General features: G+C 68.0%; 13 protein-coding genes. 12 read left to right on the top strand and 1 reads right to left on the bottom strand.

What is annotated here, in order from left to right; translation table 11 throughout:
• Positions 1-107 precede the first annotated feature (107 nt).
• Entirely contained in the window at positions 108-989 is an 882-nt protein-coding gene (gene tsf, locus AAIL17_RS02775; protein WP_424681288.1) for a translation elongation factor Ts, read from the top strand.
• An 81-nt stretch (positions 990-1,070) separates the two neighbouring features.
• On the opposite strand, the gene AAIL17_RS02780 is transcribed toward tsf, so the two are convergent.
• On the bottom strand, positions 1,071-1,463 hold the full coding sequence (locus AAIL17_RS02780) for a VOC family protein (RefSeq protein ID WP_424681417.1): 393 nt from the start codon (positions 1,461-1,463) through the stop codon (positions 1,071-1,073).
• Positions 1,464-1,582: 119 nt separating this feature from the next.
• Here AAIL17_RS02780 and pyrH point away from each other — a divergent pair, with 119 nt between their 5' ends.
• From pyrH to lpxB, 11 genes are all read left to right on the top strand, one after another.
• Positions 1,583-2,305 (top strand): UMP kinase, encoded by a 723-nt coding sequence (pyrH, locus tag AAIL17_RS02785; RefSeq protein WP_424681289.1) that lies wholly within the window; start codon positions 1,583-1,585, stop codon positions 2,303-2,305.
• Between the two features lie 68 nt (positions 2,306-2,373).
• Positions 2,374-2,931 carry a ribosome recycling factor gene (frr, locus tag AAIL17_RS02790; RefSeq protein ID WP_424681290.1) on the top strand — a complete coding sequence of 186 codons (558 nt, stop codon included), beginning with the start codon at positions 2,374-2,376 and terminating at the stop codon, positions 2,929-2,931.
• Between the two features lie 190 nt (positions 2,932-3,121).
• Positions 3,122-3,844 carry a polyprenyl diphosphate synthase gene (gene uppS / locus AAIL17_RS02795; RefSeq protein ID WP_424681291.1) on the top strand — a complete coding sequence of 241 codons (723 nt, stop codon included), beginning with the start codon at positions 3,122-3,124 and terminating at the stop codon, positions 3,842-3,844.
• 25 nt (positions 3,845-3,869) lie between these two features.
• Positions 3,870-4,685, top strand: coding sequence for a phosphatidate cytidylyltransferase (locus AAIL17_RS02800; RefSeq protein ID WP_424681292.1), 816 nt, complete (start codon positions 3,870-3,872; stop codon positions 4,683-4,685).
• Complete coding sequence (locus AAIL17_RS02805; RefSeq protein WP_424681293.1) at positions 4,682-5,872, top strand: 1-deoxy-D-xylulose-5-phosphate reductoisomerase; 1,191 nt, start codon at positions 4,682-4,684, stop codon at positions 5,870-5,872. Before AAIL17_RS02800 ends, AAIL17_RS02805 begins: the two co-directional genes overlap by 4 nt.
• Before the next feature lie 36 nt (positions 5,873-5,908).
• Positions 5,909-7,255, top strand: coding sequence for an RIP metalloprotease RseP (rseP, locus tag AAIL17_RS02810; RefSeq protein ID WP_424681294.1), 1,347 nt, complete (start codon positions 5,909-5,911; stop codon positions 7,253-7,255).
• Positions 7,256-7,411: 156 nt separating this feature from the next.
• Positions 7,412-9,811, top strand: coding sequence for an outer membrane protein assembly factor BamA (gene bamA / locus AAIL17_RS02815; protein WP_424681295.1), 2,400 nt, complete (start codon positions 7,412-7,414; stop codon positions 9,809-9,811).
• A gap of 117 nt (positions 9,812-9,928) precedes the next feature.
• Positions 9,929-10,957, top strand: a complete 1,029-nt coding sequence (lpxD, locus tag AAIL17_RS02820) for a UDP-3-O-(3-hydroxymyristoyl)glucosamine N-acyltransferase (RefSeq protein ID WP_424681296.1) — start codon at positions 9,929-9,931, stop codon at positions 10,955-10,957.
• Positions 10,950-11,423 (top strand): 3-hydroxyacyl-ACP dehydratase FabZ, encoded by a 474-nt coding sequence (gene fabZ / locus AAIL17_RS02825; RefSeq protein WP_424681297.1) that lies wholly within the window; start codon positions 10,950-10,952, stop codon positions 11,421-11,423. Before lpxD ends, fabZ begins: the two co-directional genes overlap by 8 nt.
• Positions 11,420-12,193: an acyl-ACP--UDP-N-acetylglucosamine O-acyltransferase gene (gene lpxA / locus AAIL17_RS02830; protein ID WP_424681298.1), complete on the top strand. Its 774-nt coding sequence runs from the start codon at positions 11,420-11,422 to the stop codon at positions 12,191-12,193. The genes fabZ and lpxA overlap by 4 nt, the downstream gene beginning before the upstream one ends.
• A 93-nt stretch (positions 12,194-12,286) precedes the next feature.
• Positions 12,287-13,483 (top strand): lipid-A-disaccharide synthase, encoded by a 1,197-nt coding sequence (lpxB, locus tag AAIL17_RS02835; RefSeq protein WP_424681299.1) that lies wholly within the window; start codon positions 12,287-12,289, stop codon positions 13,481-13,483.
• Positions 13,484-13,684: the final 201 nt, after the last annotated feature.

Raw genomic sequence — 13,684 nt, forward strand, 5'->3', positions numbered from 1 at the left:
GGGGGGGGGGCGGAGGTGGCAGTCGCGAGCAGGCCGACGCCGAGTAAGCCTTTCACTTGCGCCGTGGCGGTCCGCCGCCACGGCGCACCAAGATTCGAGGATTTCAGATGAGCAATATCTCCGCACAACTGGTCAAGGAGCTGCGCGAGCGCTCCGGCGCCGGCATGATGGAATGCAAGAAGGCGCTGGTCGAGAACAACGGTGACATCGACGTCGCCATGGAATGGCTGCGCAAGTCGGGCCTGGCCAAGGCCGATAAGAAGGCCAGCCGCGTCGCCGCCGAAGGCCGCATCGTCTCGGCCCACAAGGATGGCGCCGCCGTGCTGGTCGAGGTCAACTGCGAGACCGACTTCGTCACCAAGAACCCCGATTTCGTCAAGTTCAGCGACACCGTCGCCGACGTTGCGCTGAAGTCGGGCGCCGCCGACGTGGCCGCGCTCAACGCCGCCGCTTACCCGGGCGGCAGCACCGTGGAAGAGGCCGCCAAGGGCCTGGTCGCCACCATCGGCGAGAAGATCGAAGTGCGCCGCATGGCGCGCGTAGAGAGCGACGGCAAGATCGGCAGTTACATCCACGGCGGCCGCATCGGCGTGCTGGTGGCGGTCAAGGGCGGCTCCGAGGAGCTGGCCAAGGGCGTGGCGATGCACGTGGCGGCGATGAACCCGCCGTATGTGCGCGCCGAGGACGTGCCGGCCGACTTCATCGCCAAGGAAAAGGAAATCGCGCTGAGCCAGATGTCCGACAAGGACAAGGCCAAGCCGGCCGAGATCCTGGAGAAGATCATCTCCGGCAAGATCAACAAGATCATCTCGGAAGTCACCCTGCTCGGCCAGGCCTACGTGCTGGACACCAACACGACCGTGGGCGACGCGCTGAAGAAGGAAGGCGCGGACGTGCAGCAGGTGGTGCGCCTGGCCGTCGGCGAAGGCATCGAGAAGGTGGAAGAGGACTTCCACGCCGAAGTGATGAAGCAGGCGGGCCTGGCGTAAGCGCCACGCATCGCTCGTGCGAAGAAGGCCGCGGGCAACCGCGGCCTTTTTTGTGCCCGGGTTTCGCCCGTCGCGCAGCACTCAGCCCTTGCGCTGCAACAGGTCCCAGCGGTTGCCGTACAGGTCCTCGAACACGGCGACCGTCCCGTAGGCCTCTTCGCGCGGCTCCTCGCAGAAACGCACGCCCCTGGCCCGCATCACCGCGTAGCTGGCGCGGAAATCCGCCGTCTCCAGAAACAGGAATACCCGCCCGCCCGACTGGTTGCCCACCGCCTGCAACTGCCGCGGATCGGCCGCCTTCGCCAGCAGCAGGCGCGTCTCGTGCGAACCCGGGGGCGCCACGACGACCCAGCGCTTGCCCGGACCTTGCGGCGAGTTCTCGAGCAGGTGGAAGCCAAGGCAACTGGTGAACCAGGCGATGGCCTCGTCGTAATCGCGCACCAGCAGGGCAATCGCACCAAGATGCATGGAAATTCCGGTCACGGGCGGGCGGGACAGCATGAACGATCCGCACCGCGCGCGCCGCATCGCGCCTGACGGCACCCCGGCGCGCCCGCTACAATACGCCGGTTTACCCACAATCCGGAGACCCCATGAGCGACCAGCCCACGTACCGCCGCATCCTGCTCAAGCTCTCCGGTGAAGCCCTGATGGGTGAGGCGGACTACGGCATCGACCCGAAGGTGATCGGCCGTCTGGCCGACGAGATCATCGAGGTGCGCAGGGCCGGCGTGGAAGTGGGCGTGGTGATCGGCGGCGGCAACATCTTCCGCGGTGCGGGTCTCGCCGCTGCCGGCATGGACCGCGTCACCGGCGACCACATGGGCATGCTCGCCACCGTCATGAACGCGCTGGCGATGGCCGATGCGATCGAGAAGCGCGGCGGCTACGCGCGCGTGATGAGCGCGATCCAGATCCACGACGTGTCCGAGGATTTCATCCGCCGCCGCGCCATCCGCCACATCGAGAAGGGCCGCATCGCGCTGTTCGCGGCCGGCACCGGCAACCCGTTCTTCACCACCGACTCGGCGGCCGCGTTGCGCGCGGTGGAGATCGGCGCGGACCTGCTGCTCAAGGCGACCAAGGTCGACGGCGTGTACACCGCCGATCCGGCCCGGGACGCCAGCGCCACGCGCTACGAGCGGCTCACCTACGACGAGGTGATCCAGCGCAACCTGCAGGTGATGGACACCGCCGCCATCGCGCTGTGCCGCGACCATGGCATGCCGCTGCGCATCTACGACATGACGGTGCCGGGCAACCTCATGCGGATCATGCGCGGCGAGCAGGTCGGTACGCTGGTCACCGCCAGCTGACCCGCGTAGGGCTGCCGCACCTCCGCACTGCTATACTTTCGAGCTTCACGCAACGCCGGGTGACTCCCATGCTCAACGACATCAAGACCGATGCCCAGACCCGCATGGGCAAGAGCATCGACGCGCTCAAGCACGACCTGACCCGCCTGCGCACCGGCCGCGCCAGCACCGCGCTGGTGGACCACATCAAGGTGCCCTACTACGGCTCGGACATGCCGCTGAACCAGGTCGCCTCGGTGTCGCTGGCCGACGCCCGCTCGATCCAGATCTCGCCTTTCGAGAAGAGCATGGTCGGCCCGATCGAGAAGGCGATCATGGCCTCGGACATCGGCGTCACGCCGACCACCGCCGGCACCGTGATTCGCCTGAACATGCCGCCGCTGACCGAGGAGCGCCGCAAGGAGCTGGCCAAGCACGTGTCGCACGAGGGTGAGAACGCCAAGATCGCGATCCGCAACATCCGCCGCGACGCCATGCAGAAGGTCAAGGACCTGGTCAAGGACAAGCAGATCAGCGAGGACGACGAGCGCCGCGCCGACGACGAGATCCAGAAGCTGACCGACCGCTTCGTCAAGGAAGTCGACGGCGTGGTCAAAGCCAAGGAAGACGAGCTGATGGCGATTTGAGCGGCACGCTGCTCATTGCCATGAATGTCCCGACGCGCTCCTGCTCTGCTCCCTCTCCCCTCCGGGGAGAGGGCTGGGGTGAGGGGCGGCTCTTGCGAAGGGCTTGCAGGCCCAGCCTTCCCCGCGAGCCCCGCCCCTCATCCGACCCTTCGGGCCACCTTCTCCCCGGCGGGGAGAAGGACTCAAGCGTATGACCATCCCCCGCCACATCGCCATCGTGATGGACGGCAACGGCCGCTGGGCGAAGGCGCGCCTGCGTCCGCGCAGCTTCGGCCACAACGCCGGCCGCAAGGCGGTGCGTGAGGTGGTCGAGGGCTGCCTGCGGCAGGGTGTCGAAGCGCTCACGCTGTTCGCCTTCTCCAGCGAGAACTGGCGCCGTCCGGACGAGGAAGTCGGCGCACTGATGGAGCTGTTCCTGCGTGCGCTGGACAAGGAGGTCGACGAACTGCACGAGCAGGGCGTGCGGCTGCGCTTCATCGGCGACCTCACCGCGTTCAACGCCGAACTGCGCAAGCGCATGGAACTGGCGATGGCGCGCACCGCAGGCAACCTCAAGCTCGCGCTGAACGTCGCGGTCAACTACGGCGGCCGCTGGGACATCGTGCATGCCGCGCGCCAGGCCGCCATCGCGGTGGCCCAGGGCGAACTGCAGGTGGACGAGATCGACGAGGCCCGCCTGGGCGGGTTCACCAGCCTGGCCGAGCTGCCGCCGCTGGACCTGTTCATCCGCACCGGCGGCGAGGTCCGCGTCAGCAACTTCCTGCTCTGGCAGATCGCCTATGCCGAGCTCTATTTCACCGACACCTTGTGGCCGGACTTCGACCAGGCGTGCCTGGCCCGCGCCATCGAGGACTTTGCCCGCCGCGAACGCCGTTATGGCAAGACCGGCGAGCAGGTCGCCCCGTCCGTATGATCGGGCGATAAGCCAAGGATCCTCGATGCTGCTCCAACGCACCCTCACCGCCCTGCTGCTCGCGCCCCTGGCGATCGGCGTGATCCTGCTGCCGCCCACCTGGCTGTTCGCCCTGGTGGTGGTGGTGGTATTCCTGGCCGCGCTGTGGGAATGGACGCGCCTGTCGGGCCTGCGCAACCGCCAGGTGCGCGCCGGAATGCTGGGCGCGGCGCTGCTGGTGTTCGCGTTCCTGTGGTGGCAGATGGCTGCCCTGCGATGGCCGCTGCTCGTCGCCGGCGTCGCCTGGTGGGTGCTCGCCTGCGTGTGGCTGAAGCACTTCGCCTTCGCCGCCTCGCCCACTACGGAAAATCGCAACCTCAAGCTCGCCGCCGGCGTGTTCGTGGTGTTCCCTGCCTTCGTCGGCCTGCTGACGCTGCACGGCAGCGAGCCCTACGGCCACTGGTGGACCTTCCTGGCGCTGGCGATCGTCTGGGCCGCCGACATCGGCGCCTATTTCAGCGGTCGCTTCCTGGGCAAGCGCAAACTCGCGCCCAACATCAGCCCGGGCAAGACCTGGGCCGGCGTAGTCGGCGCCTTCGTCGCCGGCGCGCTGATCGCGGTGCTTGGCGGCTGGCTGCTCGGCGTGAAGGGCGCGGGCCTGTTCGGCCTGGCCGTGCTAGCGGTGGTCACCGTGGCGGCCTCGGTGGTCGGCGACCTGGTCGAGAGCCTGATGAAGCGCCACGCCCAGGTGAAGGATTCCGGCCGCATGTTCCCCGGCCACGGCGGCCTGCTCGACCGCATGGACAGCGTGTTCGCCGCGGTGCCGGTGTTCGCGCTGGGCAAGCTGCTGTTGGGCCTATGAGTACGGCCACGCCCCGCCGTGTCGCCGTGCTCGGCGCCACCGGCTCGATCGGCGGCAGCACGCTCGACGTGATCGCCCGCCACCCTGAGCGCTTCCGCGCGAGCGTGCTGGTCGCCCATCGCAACGTCGAGGCGCTGGTGGCGCTGTGCGTGGCGCATCGGCCGGAGCTCGCGATCATCGCGGATCCGGCGATGGAAAGCGCGCTCGCCCGCCAGCTCACCGCTGCCGGCGTGCGCTGCGAGGTGGCCAGCGGCCCCGAGGCGATCACTACCGCGGCGGCCGGTCCGCTGTGCGATACCGTGGTCGCCGCGATCGTCGGCGCCGCCGGGCTCGATTCGACCCTGGCCGCCGCCCGCGCCGGCAAGCGCCTGCTGCTGGCCAACAAGGAATCCATCGTGATGGCCGGTCCGCTGCTGCTGGCCGCGCTGCGCGAGGGCGGCGGCGAGCTGGTGCCGGTCGATTCCGAACACAACGCGATCTTCCAGTGCCTGCCGGGCGGCCGTCCCGACCTGGATGCCAAGGGCGTACGCCGCCTGATCCTGACCGCCTCCGGGGGCCCGTTCCGCGGGCGCAGCCGGGCCGAGCTCGCCGGGGTTACGCCGGCGCAGGCCTGCAAGCATCCCAACTGGGTGATGGGCCGCAAGATCTCGGTCGACTCGGCCACCCTGATGAACAAGGGTCTGGAGGTCATCGAGGCGCATCACCTGTTCGGCGCGGCGCCCGAGCGCATCGAGGTGGTCGTGCACCCGCAGAGCATGATCCATTCGATGGTCGAGTACGCCGACGGCTCGGTGCTGGCACAACTGGGTAATCCGGACATGCGTACGGCGATCGCCCACGCGCTGGCCTGGCCCGAGCGCATCGAAGCGGGCGTGGCGCCGCTGGACCTGGCCGCCTGTGCGCCGCTGGCGTTCGAGCAGCCGGACCTGGCGACCTTCCGCTGCCTGGCGCTGGCCTTCGCGGCGCTGCGCGAGGGTGGCGACGCCCCGGCCATCCTCAACGCGGCCAACGAGGTCGCGGTGGAGGCCTTCCTGGCCGGCGCGCTGCCGTTCCTGTCCATCGCCGACCTGGTCGAGGGCGTGCTTGCGGAACTGCCGGCGCAGCCCGTGGTCGATGTCCAGACGCTGCGTGAACGCGATGCGCAGGCCCGTTCAGTGGCCCGGCGGAAGTTGCGCACGGCTTGCTGATAAGCTCGGACAGAGAAGTAATCCCCAGGTTTTTCGATGAATCCCTTCTTCGGCTCGGTGTTCTGGTTGCTGGTCACGCTCGGCGTGCTGGTGACCTTCCATGAGTTCGGCCACTACTGGGTCGCGCGCCGCTGCGGCGTCAAGGTGCTGCGCTTTTCCGTGGGCTTCGGCCGCGCGGTGTGGAAGCGGATCGGCCGCGACGGCACCGAATACCAGGTCGCGATGATTCCGCTCGGCGGCTACGTGAAGATGCTCGACGCCCGCGAGGGCGAGGTCGATCCGGCCCTGCGCGAGGTCGAGTTCACCGGCAAGAGCGTGTGGAAGCGCATCGCCATCGTCGTCGCCGGCCCGGGTTTCAACCTGATCTTCGCGGTCGCCGCGCTGTGGCTGATGTTCATGCTCGGCCGCCCGGACGCCGCACCGGTGGTAACCGCCACCCCCGGCAGCCTTGCCGCCACTGCCGGCATCCAGTCCGGCGACCGCCTGCTGCGCGTGGACGGCGAACCGGTGGCCACCATGAGCGATGCGATGGACGACATCGCCACCGCGCTGCTCGGCCGCGAGCCGCTGCCGCTGGTGGTCAAGGGCCGCGACGGCAGCCAGCGCGACGTGGTGCTGCCGCTGCAGCAGCTGCCGGCCGGGCGCAGCATCGACAAGTACTTCGACGCGCTGGGCCTGAAGCTCGCACCGGCGCCCGCGATCGCCGCCACGGTGCTGCCCGGGCAGCCGGCCGCGCAGGCCGGCATGCAGTCGGGCGACGTGCTGCTGGCGGTCAATGGCAAACCGGTCGCTGACTTCGACGCGTTCGCCAGGGCGGTCAAGGCTGCCGCGACCGATTCGCCCAGACTCGACGTGACCGTCCGGCGCGGCGGGCAGACCCTGCACCTGCCGCTGGTCGCGCGCTACGAGTCCCTGCAGGGCCAGCCGGCCCGCTGGTCGGTCGGCATCGGCGCCGTCCCACCGGAAAACGCCATGCGCCGCTACGGCCCGGTCAAGGCGCTTGGCGCGGCGCTGGATTCCACCTGGGACACCACCCGCCAGACCTTCACCATGATCGGCAAGATGGTCACCGGGCAGGCGTCCACGCAGAACCTGTCCGGCGTGATCGGCATCGCCCAGGTCGCCAACCAGTCGGCGCAGATGGGCCTGCCCTGGTTCCTCAACTTCCTGGCGCTGGTGTCGCTGAGCCTGGCGATCCTCAACCTGCTGCCGATCCCGATCTTGGACGGCGGTCACCTGCTGTATTACCTTATCGAGTTGGTCAAAGGCAGCCCGGTAAGCGAGCGGACCCAGATGATCGGCCAGTACATCGGCCTGGTCCTGCTGTTCACGCTGATGGGTCTGGCTTTCTACAACGACATACACCGCACCCTGCTTTCGTGACGCGCACGCCCCTCCCCGCGGCTATCGGCCCAACGGCGGCGGCGACGCCCGTGGCGGGTGCGGATGCGTTCCGGGACGGGGCTGGCTCCTTCCCTCAAGGCTCATGCTCGGAACGGCCTCGCGGCCGGCCGTCGGAATAACCCACCGGAATCGACGATGAAGCGTATCGCCGCCCTGCTCCTGCTTGCCTCCCTCTCCGCGAACGCCCTGGCGGGGTTCGAGCCGTTCGTCGTTTCCGACATCCGCATCGATGGCCTCAACCGCATCTCCGCCGGCACCGTCTACAACTACCTGCCGGTCAACAAGGGCGACCGCCTGACCGACGATGAGGCCGCGCGCGCCATCCGCGCCCTCTATGACACCAAGTTCTTCAGCGACGTGGAGCTCTCGCGCGAGGGCAACATCCTGGTGATCAAGGTGGTCGAACGTCCCTCCATCGCCAAGCTCACCCTGCGCGGCAACAAGGACATCAAGGAAGACGACCTGCGCAAGGGCCTGAAGGAGATCGGCCTGTCCGAGGGCGAAACCTTCGACCGGCTGTCGCTGGACCGCGTGCAGCAGGAACTGATCCGCCAGTACTACAACCGCGGCAAGTACAACGTCTCGGTCGACCCGCACGTGACCCGGCTGGACCGCAACCGCGTGGCGATCGACGTCGAGATCCGCGAGGGCAAGGCGGCCAAGATCAAGCAGATCAATATCGTCGGCAACACCGCATTCACCGACAAGGACATCCGCGAGGACTTCGAGTCGGGCACCACCAACTGGATGTCCTGGTACTCCAAGAACGACCAGTACTCGCGCGAGAAGCTCTCCGGCGACCTGGAGAAGCTGCAGTCCTACTACATGGACCGTGGTTATGCCGACTTCGGTGTCGACTCCTCGCAGGTCACCATCGCGCCGGACAAGCGCACGATGTACATCGCCGCCAGCATCAAGGAAGGCGAGATCTATACCGTTTCGGACGTGCACCTGCTGGGCGAGCTGATCCTGTCCGAAGACCTGCTGCGCAAGCTGGTGTTCGTCAAGAAGGGCGATACCTTCAACCGCAAGGCGGTGGAGGCGACTTCCGACACGATCAAGGGCGTGCTCGCCAACATCGGCTACGCCTACGCCAAGGTCACGCCGATCCCGAAGCTGGACAAGGAAAAGCGCACGGTCGACATGACCTTCTACATCGAGCCGGGCCAGCGCGTATACGTGCGCCGGGTGGTGTTCCAGGGCAACACGCGTACCGAAGACGATGTGCTGCGCCGCGAGATGCGCCAGCTCGAGGGCAGCTTCTACTCGCAGGCAGCGATCGACCGTTCCAAGATCCGCTTGCAGCGACTGGGCTACTTCAAGAAGGTCGACGTCGACAAGCAGCGCGTGCCCGGCACCCAGGACCAGGTCGACGTCACGGTGAAGGTGGAGGAACAGTCCGCCGGCAGCCTGATGTTCGGCGTGGGCTACTCGCAGTACTCGGGCGTGATCCTCAACGCCTCGGTCTCGCAGAACAACTTCCTGGGCACCGGCGACAGCTTCAGCGTGGGCGCCGAGCATTCGAGCTATTACTCGCGCATCACCGCCAGCTACTACAACCCGTACCTGACCGACAACGGCATCGGCATCGGCTACAACGCCACCTATTCGAAGACCGACTACGGCAACACCGATTTCGCCAACTACGAGAACAGCACCAAGGCATTCTCAAGCTACCTCGGCATTCCGATCAGCGAAACCGATGGCCTGCGCGTGGGCTTAGGGCTTTCCAGCAACAAGATCAACACCTACCCGGGCATCACCCCGCAGGTGCTGGTCGACTACCAGAACGCGATCGGCAACAAGACCATCCACACCTGGACCGGCACGCTGGGCTGGAACCACGACACCCGCAACGGCTACTGGGCGCCCACCCGCGGCGGCCTGCTCTCGGCCAGCACCGAGGTCGCGCTGCCCGGCTCCACCGTGCAGTACTACAAGTTCATGGGCGAGGCCAACCACTACTGGCCGGTCGGCGGCGGTTTCGTGCTGTACCTGGACGGCCAGGTCGGCTACGGCGACAGTTATGGCAACCAGACCTACAGCCGTACCTTCGGCGATTACGTGGCAGGCCAGCCCTACGACTTCCCGTTCTGGGAGAACTTCTATTCCGGCGGCGTGCGCGACGTGCGCGGCTTCCAGGACAACACGCTGGGCCCGAAGGTATGTATCGGTGCCAACGGCGCCTCCAGCGTGCCCAATGCCAACGGCACCTGCACCAACGGCTACTACCAGTACGCCCAGCCGATCGGCGGTGCGTTCAAGGTGCTGGGCACGGCGCAGCTGTTCATCCCGTTGCCGTTCCTCAAGGACATCAACACCGCGCGCGTGTCGGCGTTCGTCGATGTCGGCAACGCCTTCCGCAATTACCAGGCGTTCGATGCCAGCGACCTGCGCGCCTCGGCGGGTATCGCGCTGCAGTGGCAGGCGCCGATCGGCCCGCTGATCATCAACTTCGCGATGCCGATCCGCTCCAAGCCGGAGGACCGGCATTACGAGGAGCGCATCCAGTTCACCTTCGGCAGCCAGTTCTAGCCGGCAACGCCGCTGGTTTCGCGGAACGCGGCCCAATGGGCCGCGTTTTGTTTGCGGAACCGGGAGTCGTGCCTCACGGCGCCCTCGCCTACAATGCCCTGCCCCAAAGGAGCGCGCATGAGCGAGCACAACTACACGGTGGCCGAGCTGGCCGAGCGGTTCGGCTTCGCCTTCCACGGCGACGGTGCGCGACGGATCGACGGCGTGGGCACGCTCGCCGCGGCGCAACCGGGTCAGCTCAGCTTCCTCTCCAACAGCAAGTACACCACCCAGCTGAAGGCCACCCAGGCGGGCGTGGTGGTGCTGCGTGAGGAAAACCTGGGCGATTGCCCGACCGCGGCGCTGGTCGCCGCCGATCCCTACGTCGCCTACGCGAAGATCGCCGCGCTGTTCGAGCGCCTGCCCACCGCACCGCGCGGCATCCACCCCAGCGCGGTGGTCGCCACCAGCGCCAAGGTCAGCGCCAGCGCCAGCATCGGACCGCACTGTGTGATCGAGGATGGCGCGGTGGTCGGGGATGGCGCGGTGCTCGGCCCGCATTGCATCGTCGGCCCCGACTGCACGGTCGGCGCCCAATCGCGGCTGGTCGCCCGCGTCACGCTGGTGATCCGGGTCACCCTGGGCAGGCGCGTGCTGGTGCATCCGGGCGCGGTGATCGGCTCGGACGGCTTCGGGCTCGCGTTCGAACGGGACCACTGGGTGAAGATCCCGCAACTCGGCGGCGTACGCATCGGCGACGACTGCGAGATCGGCGCCAACACCACGATCGACCGCGGCGCGCTGGAAGACACCGTGCTGGAAGAGGACGTGCGGCTGGACAACCAGATCCAGATCGCCCACAACGTCCACATCGGCGCGCACACGGCCATGGCCGGCTGTGCGGCGGTGGCCGGCAGCGCCAGGATCGGTCGCTATTGCCAGATCGGCGGCAACGCCGGCGTACTTGGCCATCTGGAACTTGCCGACCGGGTTACCATTACCGCCAAGAGCCTGGTCACGCATTCGATCCGCGAGCCAGGCGAATATTCCTCGGGCGTGCCGCTGCAGGACAACCGCCTGTGGCGCAAGAACGCCGCCCGCTTCAAGCACCTGGATGAGTACGCGCGCCGCCTGTCGGCGCTGGAGAAGGACAGTAACGATGAGTGATACCCCCGCGACCTGGACCCTGCCGGTCAACGTGGAGCAGATCCAGCAACTGCTGCCGCACCGCTATCCGTTCCTGCTGGTCGACCGCGTGATCGAGCTGGTGCCGGACGTGAGCGTGGTGGCGCTGAAGAACGTGACCATCAACGAGCACTTCTTCCTGGGCCACTTCCCCGGCCATCCGGTGATGCCGGGCGTGCTGATCGTCGAGGCGATGGCCCAGGCCGCCGGCCTGCTGACGCAGATCTCCAGCCGCATGAAGGGCGACCAGGGCAGCCCGCTGTTCTACCTCGCGAAGGTCGACAACGCCCGCTTCAACGCACCGGTGGTGCCGGGCGACCAGCTCCGCCTGGAAGTCTCGCTCAAGCGCCTGATGCGCGGCATGGGCCTGTTCGTCGCCCGCTCGCTGGTCGAGGGCAAGGAAGTGGCCAGCTGCGAGCTGATGTGCGCCGCGAGGTCCGACAAATGATCCACCCCACCGCGCAGATCGATCCCGGCGCCGTCATCGGCAGGAACGTCACCATCGGCGCCTACAGCGTGATCGGTGCGGAGGTGGAGATCGGCGAGGGCACGGTGGTCGGTCCGCACGTGGTGATCGAAGGTCCGACGAAGATCGGCCGCGACAACCGCATCACCCAGTTCGCCTCCATTGGCGGCCCGCCGCAGGACAAGAAGTTCGCCGGCGAGCGCACCGAGCTGGTGATCGGCGACCGCAACCTGATCCGCGAATTCGTCACCATCAGCCGCGGCACCGGCGAGGGCGGTGGCATCACCCGCATCGGCGACGACAACTGGTTGCTCGCGTACGTGCATATCGCACACGACTGTCAGGTCGGCAACCGCGTGGTGTTCTCCAACTACTCGGCGCTGGCCGGGCACGTGGAGATCGGCGACTGGGTGATCATTTCCGGCTATGCCGGCGTGCACCAGTTCTGCAAGGTCGGCGCGCATGCGTTCATCGGCATGGGCTGCCTGGTCGGCTCGGACGTACCGCCGTTCGTGATGATGGCCAACGAGCAGCACGGGCGTCCGCGCGGCATCAACAGCGAAGGCCTCAAGCGCCGCGGCTTCGACGCGCCGCGCATCTCGGCGATCAAGCGCGCCTACCGCACGCTGTACATGGCCGGCCTGTCGCTGCCCGAGGCGCGCCAGCAGCTGGTCACGCAGGCGCAGGACAGCGACGACGTGCGCGAGATGCTGGCCTTCCTGGACCGCAGCGAGCGATCCCTGGCGCGGTAAGGCATCAGCGCGTCCTCTTCGAAAGCAAGAACGGCGCCCTCTTTGCCGCAACCCGCGCAGGCCGCTGGGGCAGGCGCGCTACACTCCCGCCCCATGAGTTCCTCTCCCCTCATCGCCCTCATTGCCGGCGAGGATTCCGGCGACCAGCTCGGCGCCGAGTTGATCGCCGCGCTGCGCAGGCGCTACCCGGATGCCCGTTTCGTCGGCATCGGCGGCGCGCGCATGCAGCGCGAGGGTTTCGAGTCCTGGCACGACATCCGCGAGCTGTCGGTGATGGGCTTTGCCGAAGTGGTCCGCCACCTGCCGCGCCTGCTGCGCCTGCGCAAGGCGCTGCTGCAGCGGCTGCTCGAGGCGCGTCCGGACGTGGTGGTCGGCATCGACGCGCCTGACTTCAACCTGGGCGTGGAGCGCCGCCTGCGGGAGGCCGGCCTGCGCACCGTGCACTACGTCAGCCCGTCGGTCTGGGCCTGGCGCGAGAAGCGCGCGGAGAAGATCGGCCTGAGCGCCGACCGCGTGCTGTGTCTGTTCCCGATGGAGCCGCCGATCTATGCCCGCCACGGCATCGACGCCCGCTTCGTCGGCCATCCGCTGGCCGACCGTTTCGCGCTGGTCTCCGACCGGGTCGGCGCGCGCGAGGCCCTGCAGCTTCCGCAGGACGCGCCCGTGCTCGCCGTGCTGCCGGGCAGCCGGCCTTCGGAGATCGACCGGCTGGGCGCGATCTTCATCGAGGCCGCACGGCGGGTCAGCGCGGCCCTGCCCGGCCTGCGCATCGTGGTTCCGGCGGCCAACGCGCAGGTGCACGCCCGCCTGAAGGCGCTGCTGTCCAGCGGGCCGCGCGACGAGAGCGCGCCGCTGCTGATCGATGGCCATGCCCACGAGGCCATGCTTGCCGCCGACGTGGTGCTGCTGGCTTCCGGCACGGCCACGCTGGAAGCGATGCTGGCCAAGCGGCCGATGGTGGTGGGCTACCGCGTTTCTCCCTGGAGCTACCGCATCGCGCGCGCGTTCAACATGCTCAAGACCGACGTGTACGCGCTGCCGAACATCCTGGCGCGCGCCTGCGGGCTGGGGCAGGAGAAGCTGGTGCCCGAGCTGATGCAGGACGACTGCACCGCCGCGAATCTCGCCGACGCCACGCTGGCGCTGTTCGCCGACAGCGAACGGCGCGGCAAGGTGGTCGCGGCGTTCGAGCAGTTGCACCGGGTGTTGCGCGGATCGGAAGAAGGTGGTGCCGGCGAACGCGCGGCCGCCGCCGTGGCCGAGTTGCTGGAGGCTCCCCGTGCGACCTGACGATCTCGACGAAGCCGCTGCTGTGCTCCCTCTCCCCTGCGGGGAGAGGGCTGGGGTGAGGGGCCGCCCGGGCGACAGCGTGGCTACGGAGCACGCTGCGATGAATTCCCCCGCAAGCCTTGCCCCCTCACCTCAATCCTCTCCCCGGAAGGGAGAGGAGGCAAACGTGCTATGCAATGTCGCCCGGCCGAACCATCAGGC

Source organism: Frateuria sp. YIM B11624, assembly GCF_049727805.1.
Classification (GTDB): Bacteria; Pseudomonadota; Gammaproteobacteria; order Xanthomonadales; family Rhodanobacteraceae; genus Frateuria_A.